Genomic DNA, 16864 nt, shown 5'->3' with positions numbered 1-16864 from the left:
AGTTCTGATTGTCAATGAATTAATCGTTTGTTTTATATTAAAATAAATTTGATAATTGAATAAAGATATAGTACCTTTGCGCACCTTTTGGTGAATAAGGATTTCCTCTAGGTATCAATTATTTATATAAACAACTTCTGTTGTTTTCTTTCGCATAAAGAAATCCAAGAAAATACAGAATACAAATTTTTAATCAGCATGTCTGAACAATTAAAATCACAAGAAGAGTTTTTAGCAAATTTTAACTGGCATAACTTCCAAGAAGGAATTGATGCAGTAGATGAGAAAAACTTACAAGAATTCGAAGAACTAGTTTCAAAAACTTTCATCGCTACAGATCAAGAAGAAGTAGTGGAAGGTGTGGTTGTTAGAATTACAGATAGAGACGTTATCGTTGATATCAATGCAAAATCGGAAGGTGTTATTTCTTTAAACGAATTCCGTTACAATCCAAACTTAAAAGTAGGTGACAAAGTAGAAGTATTAATTGACATCCGTGAGGATAAAACAGGTCAATTAGTATTATCACATAGAAAAGCGCGTACTATCAAATCTTGGGATAGAGTTATCGCTGCAAACGAAACAGGTGAAATCGTTACTGGTTTTGTTAAATGTAGAACTAAAGGAGGTATGATTGTTGACGTTTTCGGAATCGAAGCATTCTTACCAGGTTCTCAAATTGATGTGAAACCAATCCGTGATTACGATGTTTATGTAAATAAAAACATGGAATTCAAAGTAGTTAAAATTAACCACGAATTCAAAAATGTTGTTGTATCTCATAAAGCGCTTATTGAAGCTGATATTGAGGTTCAGAAAAAAGAAATCATCGGTCAATTACAAAAAGGACAAGTTTTAGAAGGTGTTGTTAAAAACATTACTTCTTATGGTGTGTTTATTGACTTAGGTGGTGTTGATGGATTAATCCACATTACTGACCTTTCTTGGTCAAGAATCAATCACCCAAGTGAAGTTCTTGAATTAGATCAAAAATTAAACGTTGTAATCCTTGATTTTGATGATGAGAAAACAAGAATTCAATTAGGATTGAAACAATTAAACGCTCACCCATGGGATGCTTTAGATGCTAACTTAACTGTTGGTGATAAAGTAAAAGGTAAAGTAGTTGTAATCGCTGATTACGGTGCATTTATCGAAGTGGCAGAAGGTGTTGAAGGATTGATTCACGTTTCTGAAATGTCTTGGTCAACTCACTTGCGTTCTGCTCAAGATTTCGTAAAAGTTGGTGATACTGTTGAGGCAGTAATCTTGACTTTAGACAGAGATGATCGTAAAATGTCTTTAGGAATTAAACAATTGACTCAAGATCCATGGACTGATATTACTTCTAAATATCCAGTAGGTTCTAAACATACAGGTATCGTTAGAAACTTTACTAATTTTGGAATTTTCGTAGAATTAGAGGAAGGAATCGACGGATTGATTTATATCTCTGACCTTTCTTGGACTAAGAAAATTAAACACCCATCTGAATTTGTAAATGTAGGTGAAAAATTAGATGTAGTTGTATTAGAATTAGATGTTGAAGGACGTAAATTATCTTTAGGTCACAAACAAACTACTGCTAATCCTTGGGATCAATACGAAGATTCTTTCGCAGTGGGAACTATCCACACAGGAGAGATTTCTGAAATTGTTGACAAAGGAGCTACTGTAGAATTTGGTGATGATATCGTTGCTTTTATTCCTACACGTCACTTAGAAAAAGAAGACGGTAAGAAATTGAAAAAAGGAGAATCTGCTGATTTCAAAGTAATTGAATTCAATAAAGAATTCAAAAGAGTAGTTGCTTCTCACACTGCGATCTTCCGTGAAGAAGAAGAGAAAAATGTGAAAGCTGTTGCTGAAACTACTTCTGCGGCATCGACTAATGCACCAGCTGCAACTTTAGGAGATAACAATGATGTATTAGCTGCTTTGAAAGCTAAAATGGAAAAAACAGAGAAAAAATAATTCTCAGTTCTTTTTTAAATACAAAAGCCTCACATTACTGTGAGGCTTTTTTTATTGTGTGTCTTGTCCTAAAAAAGTTAATTGGACATAAACAAAAAAAACAAAAAATAGAATAGCAACTTAAGATTTTTTAGTGCGACTTTCATAAAACATGTTATTAGCGAGTTTTAGTGAGGTAAATTAATTAAAGCCGAACTTTGTAGATGCTACACTGTTATAGATAATAAATGTATGGAATAACTCAAAAATTAATCTTTAAATAAGATTTTATAAGAATCCCAATGGGAGTATATTAAAAATAAATTAGCGCCAAGAACAAAAATTGCCACAGGTACTTCTGAAACCTGAGTAACTGTATGTATACAAAAGATATTAATTGAAATTGGTAATAAGGCTAACAATGTTACTTTCATCAATTTACCAATTAATAAACTTATTCCGACAATTAATTCGATAGCTTTCGCTAAAGGCAATAGGTATTTTGAAGCGATGATGCCGGTCATAAAAGTTAATAAATTCCCTGTTGGAGCCTCAGGTTCAATTAAATTAAAGAAATAGGTTATAGAAGCAAATACCATAAATGCTCCTAATAAAATTCGGACAATCAATGTTGCAATTTTCATATTAATTTGGATTTAAGGTTAGTATTTCAAAATTACTCATTTTATAAATAGGATAATCACCTATAAATAAATAATTTGATTAGCCACTTTCTCGCTTGTTTTTCCGCTTATAAGAATGAATTTTGTTGTATTTTTGGCAACCTAAAACGAGATGTATTGAGAACTAAAATTCATAAAACGATAGCAAATCCGATGGCTTTTAAAAAGCAATTATTGGATTGGTCACAGCAATTTCGTGAGGTTGTTTTTATGGATAGTAATGATTATCCGCAAGAGTTTTCAAGCTTTGATGCGCTATTAGCGGTAGATGCGTTTACATTGATTCAAACCGATTATCACAATGCGTTTGAGGATTTAAAACAATACCTACAAACTACCAAAGATTGGCTGTTTGGTTACTTATCATATGATTTAAAGAACGATAGTGAAAATTTGCAATCCAATAATTTTGATGGATTAGCTTTTCCCGATTTGTTCTTTTTTCAACCCAAGAAATTGTTTCTATTGAGAGGAAATCAACTCACAATTCAATATTTGAGTTTATGCGATGATGAGGTCGAAACGGATTTTGATGCAATTACGAATAGGGTTAGTGTCGATTTTTCAGAGTGCGAAAGTATAACAGTTCAGTCCCGTATTTCAAAAGAAAAATATATTGAAAAGGTAAATGCACTTTTAGAACATTTACATCGTGGCGATGTGTACGAAGCTAATTTTTGTATGGAATTTTATGCTGAGAATACTACAATTAATCCACTTGAAAAATTTAAAAGACTAAATACCATTTCTCAAACTCCTTTTGCTGTTTTTTTTAAGAATAACAAACAGTTTTTACTTTCCGCCACACCGGAACGTTATTTGAGAAAAGAAGGAGAGAATTTAATTTCGCAACCGATTAAAGGAACGGCAAAACGTTTTTCAGGCCCAAAAGAAGACGAAGAATCAAAAGAAAAATTAGCGTCTGATCCAAAAGAACGTGCCGAAAATATTATGATTACTGATTTAGTTCGGAATGATTTATCTCGAACTGCCCAAAAGGGAACGGTAAAAGTTCATGAGTTGTGCGGAATTTATTCCTTTCAACAAGTACATCAAATGATTTCCACAATCACCTCAAAATTAGATAGTAAGTATTCATTAGTTGATGTTTTAAAGTTGACTTTTCCTATGGGAAGCATGACAGGAGCTCCCAAGATTTCGGTAATGAAAATTATTGACGAATTGGAAGAAACTAAAAGGGGATTGTACAGTGGGGCTATAGGCTATTTTAGCCCAAATGGTGATTTTGATTTTAATGTAGTCATTCGAAGTATTTTGTATAACCAAGAAAAAAAATACGTTTCCTTTTCAGTAGGAAGTGCGATTACTTCGTTGTCTAATCCTGAACAAGAATACGAAGAATGTTTGCTTAAAGCCAAAGCGATGCACGAAGTGTTGCGTTAAATTAATTACTTTTGAGCATGCTGAAACAATTCGAAAATCATTTATCTCATCAATTTCCTTTTTTAGAGGGGAAAAAACTCTTGCTTGCTGTTAGCGGGGGATTGGACAGTATGGTTTTAGTACACCTTTTTCAACAATTGGGCTATGAAATAGTGGTGTTGCATTGTAACTTTCAGTTGCGGGGTTTGGAAAGTTTTGGTGACCAACAATTTATTCAAGAATATACAAGCCAAAATGGGATTTCGTTTTCGTTTACGCAATTTGATACAGAGGCTTTCGCAAAAGATTATAAATTATCTACCCAGCTGGCTGCAAGAGAGTTACGTTACAGTTGGTTTTATGAGCAACTCGAAATTCAAAAAGGAGATTATATTCTAACAGCTCATCATGCAGATGATAATCTAGAAACCTTTTTAATTAATCTTTCTAGAGGGACGGGATTAGATGGTTTGACTGGTATTCCTGCACTAAATGATATTGTAATTCGTCCTTTGCTTCCTTTTACTAGACAAGAGATTGAAGAATATGCCACCCAAAATAAGTTGGTTTGGCGTGAAGATAGTAGCAATGCCTCGGATAAATACTTGCGAAATAAAATTCGCCATCATTTGATTCCTGTTTTGAAAGAGTTGAATCCTAATTTCATGAATTCTTTTGAAAAGACACAAGCATATTTGCAAGAATCTCAAGAATTGGTGGATGATGCTACTATTATGGTATATCAACAAGTAGCAAAAGAAAAAGGAGATGACATTTATTTTGATATTAACCAACTATTAAAACTACCTAATTACACTTCGTATTTGTATCAATGGCTGAAAGAATTTGATTTCACTGCCTGGGAAGATATTTATGATTTGGTAACCAATCAGTCGGGTAAATACGTTTTTGCACCTCAGTTTAGACTAATAAAAGATAGAGATTATTTGATTTTAAGTCCTTTAAAATTAGCAACAGATATGCAAGAGTTCTTAATTGAATCGAGTGAATCGAAAGTTAATTTTCCCTTAAATATGCTGTTTTACAATGTAACTGAGATAAGTGATACATCAAATTCAGCTATATTTGTTGACCAAGATAAATTACAATTTCCACTGGTTTTACGTCGTTGGAACGAGGGTGATGTTTTTCAACCGTTTGGAATGGGAGGGAGGTCAAAAAAAGTGAGTAAATTATTCAAAGATGAAAAGTTGTCCTTGATTGATAAAGAAAATGTTTGGCTTTTGTGTTCTGAAAGTCAAGTAGTTTGGATTGTTGGAATTAGACAAGATGAACGATTTAAAATAGATTCAAAAACAAAAAAAATACTAAAAATAGCAATCGAATAATGAAAAAAATAGTTGTTTTATTAGTGATGGCATTGGCTTTTGCCAAAGGAAATGCACAGCTGTTGAATCCAGTAAAATGGACTACTCAAATTGAAAAAAAATCAGAGGGAAACTATGTGTTGACTTTTAATGGAGTGATTGATACTGGTTGGCATTTGTATTCGCAATTCACAGCTGAAGGAGGTTCGTTGCCTTTAGAGGTGCTTTTTAAAAATCAGAAAGGCAATTTTGAATTGATTGGCAAAACAAAAGAAAGCAAAACGAAAACGGCTTACAATGATATATTTGAAGTCAACGAAACTTTTTTTGAGAAAAAAGCGCAATTGACACAAGAGATTCATTTGATAAATCCGAAACTCGCAAAAGTAGAAGTAAGTCTGAATTATCAAGTCTGTAAAGACGCCTGTATCAATTTAGAAAAGAATTTTACATTCGTGATTCCATCTCAATCAAAAGAGGTTGAAAATATTGTATCGGTTCAGGATTCGGCAAAAACAAAAGCGGTTGTTGCGCCAGCTGAAGTTGTAAACGAGGAAAATTCAACAACTGTTCAATCTACTGCAACAAAACCTGTAGCCGAACCAGAAAAAGGATTGCTTTCAATTTTTATTATTGCATTTTTCTCTGGATTTGCAGCGTTGTTAACTCCTTGTGTTTTTCCTATGATTCCAATGACGGTAAGTTTTTTTACCAAACAAAGTAAGTCAAAGGGCGCTGGCGTTCGAAATGCTATTTTTTATGGGGTTTCGATTATTGTGATTTATGTATTGTTAGGGGTTTTGGTAACTTGGCTTTTTGGAGCTGATGCTTTGAATGCTCTTTCAACGAATGTTTGGTTCAATTTGTTTTTCTTTATTTTGTTAGTAGTTTTTGCTGCCTCATTTTTAGGAGCGTTTGAAATTATGCTACCTAATTCTTGGGCAAATAAAGTCGATAGTCAAGCCGATAGAGGAGGTATGATAGGGATTTTGTTCATGGCTTTGGCGTTAGCAATCGTTTCTTTTTCATGTACAGGTCCTATTGTAGGAACCTTATTAGTGCAAGCAGCTTCTAAAGGCGGAATTGCTCCAATTGTTGGAATGTTAGGATTTTCATTGGCATTAGCCTTACCGTTTATGTTGTTTGCACTATTTCCGGGCTGGTTAAATTCGTTGCCAAAATCAGGAGGATGGTTGAATACGGTTAAAGTAGTTTTAGGCTTTTTAGAATTGGCTTTAGCCTTTAAATTCTTATCCAATGCCGATTTGGTTTTACAATTACATTTGCTAGAAAGAGAAGTGTTTTTAGCTATTTGGATTGCTATTTTTGGAACGTTAGCCTTGTATTTATTTGGAAAAATTACGTTACCACACGATAGTCCGATGACGCATATTTCTGTAGGACGATTGTCTTTCGGTCTGATTGTGTTATCATTTACGATATATATGATTCCGGGATTGTGGGGAGCGCCTTTGCAATTAATCAATGCTTTTCCGCCACCAATGGAATACAGTGAAAGTCCTTTAGGAATAGGAGTAAGCTCGGTTAATTCCAGTTCATCTGTTTCAACTTTGCCAGAAGGTGCTAAACTGGGGCCTCACCAAATTGTAGTTTTTGATGATTATGACAAAGGATTGGCTTATGCAAAAACAGTAAACAAGCCGATTATGTTAGATTTTACGGGGCATGCTTGTGTTAATTGTCGTAAAATGGAAAATAATGTTTGGTCTGATGAACGTATTTTGACTATTTTAAAAAATCAGGTAGTTGTAATTTCTTTGTATGTTGATGATAAAAGAGAGTTGCCTAGAAGCGAACAGTTCATTTCTAAATCAACAGGAGCAAGTATTGAAACTATTGGTGATAAATGGACTGACTTCATGATTTCAAGATATAAAACGAATACACAGCCTTTGTATGTGTTGACTGATTTAGAAGGAGCTAATTTGAATTCAAAGCAACCTACTATTAGTTTTGTTGGAATAGAAGAATATGAATCGTGGTTAAAAGAAGGTATTTCAGAGTTCAAGTAATAATAAAAGAATCTCTAAAATAGATAAACCGCAAATTATACAATTTGCGGTTTTTTTTGTGCATAAAAAAACACCCTAAATTTAGGGTGTTTAAAAAAAAATATCAAGTGGAGTAACTATTATAGAAATTCTCCGTGTTGAGTAATATCTAATCCTAATTCTTCTTTGTCTTCACTAACTCTTAGTGGAGTAATTTTGTTTACAATAAAGAATAAAGCATAAGAAGCAGAGAAAGCAAAAATAGATACTAATACAAGTGCTTTTAATTGGATTAAGAACAAGGTAGCATCTCCAAAGATTAAACCTTGGTTGTCACCAACAATTGGATTTACCGCTTTTGAAGCAAAAACACCAGTTAACAACATTCCCACCATACCACCAACACCGTGACAAGCAAATACATCTAATGCATCATCAATTTTTCCTTTAGGAAATTTCATCACCATAAAATTACTGATGATACTTGCAATTATACCAATAGTTACTGCGTGAGGTATTGTAACAAAACCTGCGGCAGGTGTAATAGCAACTAACCCTACAACTGCTCCGATACAAGCGCCCATAGCTGATAATTTATGTCCCATAATTTTATCTAAGAAAACCCATGCCATTGCTGCTGCTGCTGCTGCAACCGTTGTTGTACCTAATGCTTGTGCTGCTAAACTACTTGAACCCACAGCTGAACCAGCATTAAAACCAAACCATCCAAACCATAATAATCCTGTTCCTAATAGCACATAAGTAATACGTGCTGGGTTTACTTTTTGTACTTTTCTTTTCCCTAAGAAGATAGCGCCAGCTAAAGCAGCCCAACCTGCACTCATGTGTACAACTGTTCCTCCAGCAAAGTCAAGAACTCCTTCTTTGAAGAAAAATCCATCAGGATGCCAAGTCATGTGACATAATGGAGCATATATAATTAGTATAAATAAAACCATAAATAATAAATAGGCCCAGAAACGAACACGTTCTGCAAAAGCTCCTGTAATTAATGCAGGTGTGATGATAGCAAATTTAGCCTGAAAGAAAGCAAATAAAAGTAATGGTATAGTTGGTGCAAGTTCCCAAGCTGTATTAGCACTAACACCTTGAAAAAGAATATTAGCTGATGGGTCTCCAATAAATCCTCCTATTGTAGGACCAAAACATAATCCAAATCCAATTACTACCCATAAAACAGTAACTATGACCATTGCCATGAAACTTTGTAACATCGTACTAATTACATTTTTTTTGCCTACCATACCTCCGTAGAAGAAACCTAAACCTGGAGTCATAATTAATACTAAAGCAGCAGCAACAATCATCCATGCTGTATCTCCAGTGTCTAATTTTAATTCAACAATATGAGCTCCTAGTTTTGCTGAATCAACAACAAAATAATTTGAGAAAAAAGTAAGTCCCAAAACAGTGATTAGAATCACACTTAAAACAATTTTACGCATAACTTTTAATTTTAAATTTTTGATAAAAGTATAAAAATATCGCATTGACCCATAAAAAAATAGGGGGTAAATATGTATTTTTGTTAAATAATTAAATTATGCCTATAATTTTTTAGGGTTTGATTTAATTTTAAATTGTTTTTTTGAATTTGATAATCTAATGCTATCAAATTTAGTAGTAAATAAAGAAGTTTTTAGTGTTTTTATAAATCAAAAAGGCCAAATACTAATTGTAATTGGCCTTTTTTAATTTTTATTAGTAATTAAAGAAGATTATTTTTGGTTGAATTTGGTTTTATAACGATCATTTAATTTTGTTTGATGTGTTTCTAAACTAATTGATCTCCCTTGAATGAAAGCAGTGGTGAGTTTGTTAGTTCTCATATCCAAAGCATCTCCTTCTGAAATAAATAAGGTAGCATCTTTCCCAACTTCTAATGTTCCGCAAAAAGTGTCAATACCTAGTATTTTAGCAGTATTTGAAGTAATCAATTGTAAAGCTTGTTCCTTTCCTAATCCATAAGCCACGCAAGTGCCAGCAAGAAAGGGTAGGTTTCTTGTTCCCATTCTTTCGTGTGAACCGCTATTTTCTAATCCAACTAAGACTCCTTGATCTGTAAGTAATTTTGCTAGTTTAAAAGGCAAGTCAATGTCGTCATCATCATTTTCAGGCATTTCATGAACTCGTTTTAGTAAAACTCCTATGTGATTGTTTTTAAGATAATTTCCAATTTTATGAGCTTCATAGCCGCCAACAATTACAATTTTTTCAATTCCATTGTTTTTAGCTAGTTGAATTGCATCTATCATTTGTTTTTCTTCGCCAGCATGAATAAATAAAGTTTGTTCACCATTAAATAGTCCTTTAGTAGCTTCAAAAATTAAATTTCGCTCTTTAGCGGGAGTAGTATTGTATGCTTTTGCATTAGTAAAAAAAGTATTTATTTCTTGAATTTGGTTTGTATATTCTTTATTAGCTTCAATAGTGCCAGGTTCAAACCAAGAGCCACTTCGTTTAAAACTAGAAGGAAATTCCATATGAATTCCATCATTTTCTTTTATAACAGCATCACTCCAATGCCAAGCATCTAATTGTACAATTGATGAAGTTCCAGAAATTATTCCACCTCTAGGAGTAATTTGTGCCATTAAAATTCCGTTAGGTCTTACCGTTTCAATAACTTTTGAATCAGCTGTATAAGCAATCAAACTTCTAACATGTGGATTATAGGTTCCTATTTCAGATTCGTCGTCAGACGATTTTACAGCATCTATTTCGACTAATCCAAGAGTTGAGTTAGGCGCAATAAATCCAGGATAGACTTCCTTGCCTTTGGCATCAATTACGGTTTCGTAGTTTGAAACGGCAATATTTTTATCATTAGATACCAAATCAATTTTTCCGTTTTTAAAACCAATAGCACTATTGTCTAAAACGGTTCCGTTTCCAATGTGTGCTTTCGCATTTATAATCAATACGGATTTTTGTTGTTTTGGTGCTGGAGTTTGTTGTGCTGTACTCACCAATGATAGGGCTAGGGCTATTGTTAAGTAAACTATTTTTTTATGTATCATAATTGTAATAATTAATTTAAATGAATAAATGAACCTAAATTAGTATTCCATTGTGTCACAATGGTATTCTGTTCGTTCTGCTTTCTTAGGTTCTTGTGTAATCATTCCTTTGTTTTTTTCTTCTAATAATTGACCAATTAATACACTTCTTTCTTTGGCAATCGCTTTTCGTTGTTCTTCATCTCTTTGTGAATCAAAGTAAACTACACCTTCAATAATTGTTTTTTCAGCTTTAGCATAAATAGATAAAGGATTGGTATTCCAAAGTACGACATCGGCATCCTTACCAATTTTGATACTTCCTACTTTGTCATCGATATGCAATAGTTTAGCTGGATTTAATGTGACAAATTTCCAAGCTTCTTCTTCAGAGACATCACCATATTTTACCGCTTTAGCAGCTTCTTGATTCAATCGTCTTGACATTTCGGCATCGTCTGAATTATACGCTACAACAATACCTTTATTATGCATAATAGGTCCATTGAATGGGATAGCGTCATTTACTTCGAATTTATATGCCCACCAATCCGAAAATGTAGACGCACCTACACCGTGTTCTTTCATTTTATCAGCTACTTTGTATCCTTCTAAAATATGGGTAAAAGTGTTGACTCTAAAATTAAATTTTTCGGCTACATTCATTAGCATTAAAATTTCAGATTGTACATAAGAGTGACACGTGATAAAACGTTCTTTATTCAATATTTCAGCCAAAGTTTGTAATTCTAGGTCTACTCTTGGTGTTTTTCCTTTTTTAGAACTGTTGTAGTTTTTCCAAGCCAAATCGTATTCTTTTGCGCGTTGGAAGTAATCGGTAAAAACTTGTTCGACACCCATTCTAGTTTGAGGGAATCGGATAGGGTTGATATTGCCCCAATTCGATTGTTTTACATTTTCTCCCAAAGCAAATTTGATGAATTTTGGTTGGTTTTTGTATAACATCTCTTCTGGCGAAAGCCCCCATTTCCATTTTACGATAGCCGAACGTCCCCCGATAGGGTTTGCTGAACCGTGTAACAATTGAGAAATTGTTACTCCTCCTGCTAAATCTCTATAAATATTAGGATCTTCTGAATTGACTACATCTTGTATAGTTACCTCTGCACTTGAATTGTGTCCTCCTTCGTTAACTCCTCTAGAAATAGCAATATGCGAATGTTCATCAATAATACCACTAGTAAGATGTTTGCCTTTAGCATCAATAACTGTTGCTTTTGGGTCAGAAAGATTTTTTCCAATAGCCGCTATTTTTCCTTCTTTAATTAATACATCGGTATTTTCTAAAATGCCTTCCTTTTCATTAGTCCAGATAGTAGCATTTTTAAACAATAAATTTTGAGTTACTAATTTTTGTTCGTTACCAAAAGCTACATTCGGGAAAGTGACAGGTTGAACTGGATTTAATTTTTCTTCTTTTTTATCTTCTGGATCGGCTTTGAATTCGGATGTTTTAGTTGCTATCCAGCTCACTTCTTTTCCATCTTTAACAATCGCTTTTCCTCCTAAAATAGGTGTTGATCCTAAATAAGTACTAAGTCTAGTAAAATTAGTTTTTAATGAATCGGATGGTTTAATAATAGTAGTCAACCATTGATTTGCAATTGTGATTTTGGAATTTAATTTTTTATTATCAGCAGTTGTAATCTCTGACTTTGGACTCGTCATTTCGCCACTAATCTTCCATTTAAAAGTTTCATTATTAATGACTAAATCATAGTTGCCGCGAATGTCTTTTATAGTCATATCATTGACCACAAAGCGATTTCCTTGTACCCAGTTTTCATAGATAACCGTTTTTTTGTCAAAATAATCACCAGAAGTAATGATAAAATTGGCGTAGCTACCATTGCTTAATGTTCCAATTTCATTGTTTTTACCAATAATTGAAGCAGGAATTGTTGTCAATGCTTCTAAAGCTTTTGTTGCATCAAAACCATATTGAACCGCTTTCAATAAATTGGTTCTGAAATTTTCTAACTTTTTTAAATTATCAGTGGTTAAAGCAAATACGATTCCGTTTTCAGCTAATACTTTTGGGTTAGTAGGTGCTTGATTCCAAAAACGAAGATCTTTCAATTCCATTTGATTGGCCTGAATTGGATCAGATACATCATAAGCTTCAGGGAAGTTGATAGGAATGATAAATTTAGCATTCGTTTTTTTAATTTCGTCTATTCGTTCGAATTCATTTCCGCTTCCTTTTAGAATATAGTTGATGCCAAATTCTTTTGCAATTTTTGAAGCACGTAAACTATTTAATTTGTCTTCAGAGGCAAATAACTGAACTAAATTTTGATTTTCAATTAAAGCTTCAAGAGAAATGTCTTTGGTTTCTGAATTTCCTTTTTTGTACCAATCCATATCAAAATACATTTGACGAATTAGTGCCATCATTCCCATCAATGAACTTGGATATGATTGTGTAGTTAATGCACTTCGTGTAAATCCAAAATGATTGGTAATTTTATTAGCTAATAGACGTTTGCTATTGTCAAAATTGTTTAAAGCTATTAAAGTTCCTGTACCTCTTGCGATACCATCTTGAACGTGTGTACCTACAACACCAAATCCAGATTTTAGAAATTCTTCGGCTTTTGATGTGTCGTATTTGTAATTCTCAAAAGCATTCACTTCAGAACGAATATTTTCATTCCAATAATACCCTGCTCGTTTTGTATCATACAATTGGCCTCTTGACATTGGAGAAGTGCTTTTTGGTTTTTCAATACCAAAACTGGTGTATAAATCTATAAATGAAGGATAAATTGTTTTACCGTCCAAATTAACCACAATTGTGTTTTTAGGAATAGGAATTGTTGTACCAGCACTAATTACTTTACCCTTCTGAATTAAAAGTGTTCCTTTATTGATTATTTGAGTGGGTGTAACATAGATTTTTGCATTGATAAATGCGGTATAATTTTCATTTTTACTTTGAACACTTTCATTATTAGGAAAGTAATTTTGCGATTGTACCCTTGTAGTTAGTAACATTGCAAAAACAAATAGCAGTACTTTTTTCATAATTTAGGTTTAAAATTTTTTTAAATGTATAAAAATTTAATTTTCATTTCTCTATACTCTAAATTTTAACATTTGTCTCATCTTAAAAATTTTAAATTATAAGTAAATTTTAAAATATAAACTACAAATTTTACAAAACATATCAGCTTTTTAGTTATTTTTAAAAAAAGAATAAAAAATATGCTGACTAAAGTTTTTGGAAGTGCTGTTTTTGGAGTTGAAGCGACTACGATTACAGTTGAAGTAAATATAGACAAAGGAATAGGTTATCATTTAGTAGGTTTACCTGATAATGCCATTAAAGAAAGTAGTTATCGAATTGCCGCTGCGTTGAAGAATAATGGCTATGCTTTACCAGGAAAAAAAATTACTATTAATATGGCTCCCGCTGATTTACGAAAAGAAGGTTCGGCTTATGATTTGACTTTAGCTATTGGGATTCTAATCGCCTCCTCTCAAATTAAAGGAGATGAAATTGAGCGGTACATAATTATGGGCGAATTGTCTCTTGATGGAAGTTTACAGCCTATTCGAGGTGCCCTGCCTATAGCAATAAAAGCCAAGGAAGAAGGATTTAAAGGATTCTTTTTGCCCAAGCAAAATGTAAAAGAAGCCGCTATTGTCTCTGACTTAGACGTGTATGGTGTGGAAAATCTCCAAGAAGTAATTGATTTTTTTGAAGGCAAAGGAACTATAGAACCCACTACAATTGATACTAGAGCCGAATTTTATAAAACTTTAGATTTTCCAGAGTTTGATTTTTCGGATGTCAAAGGTCAGGAAAGCATTAAGCGTTGTATGGAAATCGCCGCAGCCGGTGGGCATAATATTATTTTGATTGGTCCACCTGGAGCTGGAAAGACCATGTTAGCCAAACGATTACCAAGTATTTTGCCTCCCATGACTTTGCGTGAAGCTTTAGAAACTACTAAAATTCATAGCGTTGCAGGAAAATTAAAAGAAGTGGGGTTGATGAATCAGCGTCCATTTCGTAGTCCGCACCATACGATCTCAAATGTTTGTTGATATAATGTGTTTATTTATATTTGTAGCTCTAAAAGTATAATTATGATAGCTATATATTGCCGTATATCTAAAGACAGAAAGAAACAGATTTCTATTGATGCTCAAACTAAAAAAGGAATCGAGTACGCTAATTCAATAGGTAAAGAATATAAGATATATACCGATAAAGGTTTCAGCGGTACTACAAGCAATAGGCCGTCATTAATTCAGTTATTAAAAGACATTGAAAGTAAAATAATAACAGACGTTTGGATATATGACCAATCACGTTTAGAAAGAAGTATTGAGGTTAAGTTATTCCTGTTTACTAAATTTAAAAAATTCAATATAAGCGTTCATATTTTCAATACGCTTTTAGATGTAGATGTGCAAACTGAAGGCTTAATGAACATATTAAGTATTGTTAATGGTATGTTTGTAGATTTGACTAAAGAGAAAATAGTTAACGCTATTCAAATTAATGCTGAAAACGGAAAGGTACACGCATTACCACCGTACGGATATAATAAAGACGTTAATAATAAATTTCAAATTAATACTGAAGAGGCTGAAATAATAAAAGAAATTTTTAGTTTGTCTTTAAGTGGTAAAGGCACTAATTCCATTGCTGAAATATTAACGAATAGAGGCGTATTAACAGCTTATAATAAGCTAAATGGAACACTAACTACTACTAATAGAAATAATGTCTTAAAACAATTAAAAACAATTAATAAAAAAGAGATACGTTGGAGCGGTACAACTGTACTTCATATCATTAAAAATCCTATCTATAAAGGTATTAGAGTTTTTCAAGGTATTGATTATAAAGTTCCTGAAATTGTATCTGCTGATTATTGGCAGTTGGTAAACGATAATCTAGTAAGGAATAGAAATAACAGTGGAAAAAAAGTAACGCATAATTATAAACTAAAAGGCTTTTTAACGTGTTCTAAATGCGGAAGAAACTACTACGGAAGAACAAGAGTAAATAAACGTGATAACGCTTATATATGTAGTTCTAAACGTTATAAGCATCTTAATTGTAATAACAGAGGTATTAATATTCCTTTTTTAGAAAGTTTGACTGATTACTTCATAAATGAAAAACAATATCAATACATAATAGATAACGCTTCTTATTTGATTAAAGAAACCGATAACGACGTTTTAGAAATTAATACTTTAAAAGACAAATTAATTGAATTGGAAAATAAAAGAAGTAATTTATTAGATTTTATAGCTGATGGAATTATAAGTAAAAATGATGCTAAAATTAAATTACAATCAATTAATCTATTAGAGGAAGAAATACAATCTAAAATTAAGTTCATTTTAAACTCTGAAAATAAAACTACTTACAAGAATATTATAAGCAATATAAGAATAGAGTTTAATTATACATATAATGTATATTGTATTTCCTACATAACTTCATTCAATGATAAGGTTTTATTTACTTATGTGTTTGATAAGATGTATAAGTTTATTGAAAGTTATGTGTCAAATAATGAATTAATAGAATATGGAAGTGTAAACCTAAACATTATTGACGTTCCTAATGAATATTTAATTAATAATAGATACTTTTATAAGAAGTGATAAAGTATTTTAGTTTAAATATTGAAATAATTTTATATAATAGAAATTAAAAAGTCAATAAAATCAATACTTAAGAAGTAAAAAAGTTTACTTTTAAAAATTAATTTGTAAACCTTTTTAAAAAATAAATAAAAAACACCTATATGCTTAATGCTTCTTTAATATCTTTTAAATGTTGTTCCTTATCTAATTCTAAATAAATTTCAGTGGTTAACATACTTTTATGACCTAATAAATATTGAGTAGTTCTTAATCCTTTTTTAGTATATAGATATTCAGCTAATCCTTTTCTTATTGAGTGTGTTCCTACATTATCATAAACTTTACCTAATACACCTGAATTATTTAATTTGTTAATTCTCTTATTACACCACATATAAGAGAAAATCTTTCCATTATTAGACTTGTAATTATAAAAAATTCTTTCTTGACTTGAATTTCCTGAAGTAGCCACATTAAAAACTAAATTACAATATTCTTTATAGTCTTGTAACATCTTTAACATTATTCTGTCTATTGGTAATGTTAATGTATTTTTAGTTTTCTTTAGTACTAATTCCAAATAAGTTTCTAAACCTTTATCAATTAGATTACTATATTTTAATTCTAAAATATCACTTATTCTTAATCCTGTTTTAGCTTGTAGTGTGAATAATAAGCATTCTGTTAATCTCTCATACTTGTATCCTATATTACTTTCTAATACTGAATAAAATTCGTTTGTATAAAAATCTTTTACTTCTTGAATAGGTAGTGGTTTAGTTTTCATATTAGATAAATTTAAAGTACAAATATAAAAAAATGTTTACATAATAATAATAAAATGTAAA

The 16864-nt window shown here is 31.9% G+C and carries 10 protein-coding genes and 1 pseudogene; 6 read left to right on the top strand and 5 right to left on the bottom strand.

Annotated features, from left to right (window positions below; genetic code table 11):
• Positions 1 to 198: 198 nt before the first annotated feature.
• Complete coding sequence (gene rpsA, locus MG292_RS09315; protein ID WP_264533002.1) at positions 199 to 1974, top strand: 30S ribosomal protein S1; 1776 nt, start codon at positions 199 to 201, stop codon at positions 1972 to 1974.
• 248 nt (positions 1975 to 2222) lie between these two features.
• Here the strand turns inward: rpsA and MG292_RS09310 are convergent, their stop codons facing one another.
• On the bottom strand, positions 2223 to 2597 hold the full coding sequence (locus tag MG292_RS09310; protein WP_264533003.1) for a DoxX family membrane protein: 375 nt from the start codon (positions 2595 to 2597) through the stop codon (positions 2223 to 2225).
• Positions 2598 to 2753: 156 nt separating this feature from the next.
• Here MG292_RS09310 and MG292_RS09305 point away from each other — a divergent pair, with 156 nt between their 5' ends.
• The 3 genes from MG292_RS09305 to MG292_RS09295 are packed head-to-tail and all read left to right on the top strand — an operon-like array spanning position 2754 to position 7380.
• Entirely contained in the window at positions 2754 to 4040 is a 1287-nt protein-coding gene (locus MG292_RS09305) for an anthranilate synthase component I family protein (RefSeq protein ID WP_264533004.1), read from the top strand.
• Between the two features lie 17 nt (positions 4041 to 4057).
• Positions 4058 to 5368 (top strand): tRNA lysidine(34) synthetase TilS, encoded by a 1311-nt coding sequence (gene tilS, locus MG292_RS09300; protein WP_264533005.1) that lies wholly within the window; start codon positions 4058 to 4060, stop codon positions 5366 to 5368.
• Positions 5368 to 7380 (top strand): protein-disulfide reductase DsbD family protein, encoded by a 2013-nt coding sequence (locus tag MG292_RS09295; RefSeq protein WP_264533006.1) that lies wholly within the window; start codon positions 5368 to 5370, stop codon positions 7378 to 7380. Before tilS ends, MG292_RS09295 begins: the two co-directional genes overlap by 1 nt.
• Before the next feature lie 119 nt (positions 7381 to 7499).
• Here the strand turns inward: MG292_RS09295 and MG292_RS09290 are convergent, their stop codons facing one another.
• The 3 genes from MG292_RS09290 to MG292_RS09280 form a co-directional block, all read right to left on the bottom strand.
• Positions 7500 to 8825 carry an ammonium transporter gene (locus MG292_RS09290; protein WP_264533007.1) on the bottom strand — a complete coding sequence of 442 codons (1326 nt, stop codon included), beginning with the start codon at positions 8823 to 8825 and terminating at the stop codon, positions 7500 to 7502.
• Between the two features lie 273 nt (positions 8826 to 9098).
• On the bottom strand, positions 9099 to 10400 hold the full coding sequence (locus MG292_RS09285) for an amidohydrolase family protein (protein WP_264533008.1): 1302 nt from the start codon (positions 10398 to 10400) through the stop codon (positions 9099 to 9101).
• Between the two features lie 39 nt (positions 10401 to 10439).
• The gene (locus tag MG292_RS09280) at positions 10440 to 13427 is read right to left on the bottom strand and encodes an amidohydrolase family protein (protein ID WP_264533009.1); all 2988 of its coding nucleotides are present in this window, start codon (positions 13425 to 13427) and stop codon (positions 10440 to 10442) included.
• Positions 13428 to 13607: 180 nt separating this feature from the next.
• On the opposite strand from MG292_RS09280, the pseudogene MG292_RS09275 reads away from it, so the two are divergent.
• A pseudogene (locus MG292_RS09275) lies at positions 13608 to 14447 on the top strand (YifB family Mg chelatase-like AAA ATPase); the annotation flags it as partial.
• A gap of 48 nt (positions 14448 to 14495) precedes the next feature.
• Positions 14496 to 16034, top strand: a complete 1539-nt coding sequence (locus MG292_RS09270; RefSeq protein ID WP_264533010.1) for a recombinase family protein — start codon at positions 14496 to 14498, stop codon at positions 16032 to 16034.
• Between the two features lie 139 nt (positions 16035 to 16173).
• Here MG292_RS09270 and MG292_RS09265 read toward each other — a convergent pair whose 3' ends face one another.
• Positions 16174 to 16803, bottom strand: a complete 630-nt coding sequence (locus MG292_RS09265) for a tyrosine-type recombinase/integrase (RefSeq protein WP_264533011.1) — start codon at positions 16801 to 16803, stop codon at positions 16174 to 16176.
• Between the last annotated feature and the right edge of the window lie 61 nt (positions 16804 to 16864).

Origin of the sequence: Flavobacterium keumense, assembly GCF_029866485.1 — a bacterium.
Classification (GTDB): Bacteria; Bacteroidota; Bacteroidia; order Flavobacteriales; family Flavobacteriaceae; genus Flavobacterium; species Flavobacterium keumense.
Note: the sequence above shows the minus strand (reverse complement) of the source record. Positions and strands in the feature narration are given on the sequence as shown.

Bases quoted from the DNA above. Each gene is read 5' to 3' on its own strand.
- rpsA (WP_264533002.1), top strand. From the start codon at position 199: ATGTCTGAACAATTAAAATCACAAGAAGAGTTTTTAGCAAATTTTAAC.
- MG292_RS09310 (WP_264533003.1), bottom strand. From the start codon at position 2,597: ATGAAAATTGCAACATTGATTGTCCGAATTTTATTAGGAGCATTTATG.
- tilS (WP_264533005.1), top strand. From the start codon at position 4,058: ATGCTGAAACAATTCGAAAATCATTTATCTCATCAATTTCCTTTTTTA.
- MG292_RS09295 (WP_264533006.1), top strand. From the start codon at position 5,368: ATGAAAAAAATAGTTGTTTTATTAGTGATGGCATTGGCTTTTGCCAAA.
- MG292_RS09290 (WP_264533007.1), bottom strand. From the start codon at position 8,825: ATGCGTAAAATTGTTTTAAGTGTGATTCTAATCACTGTTTTGGGACTT.
- MG292_RS09285 (WP_264533008.1), bottom strand. From the start codon at position 10,400: ATGATACATAAAAAAATAGTTTACTTAACAATAGCCCTAGCCCTATCA.
- MG292_RS09280 (WP_264533009.1), bottom strand. From the start codon at position 13,427: ATGAAAAAAGTACTGCTATTTGTTTTTGCAATGTTACTAACTACAAGG.
- MG292_RS09270 (WP_264533010.1), top strand. From the start codon at position 14,496: ATGATAGCTATATATTGCCGTATATCTAAAGACAGAAAGAAACAGATT.
- MG292_RS09265 (WP_264533011.1), bottom strand. From the start codon at position 16,803: ATGAAAACTAAACCACTACCTATTCAAGAAGTAAAAGATTTTTATACA.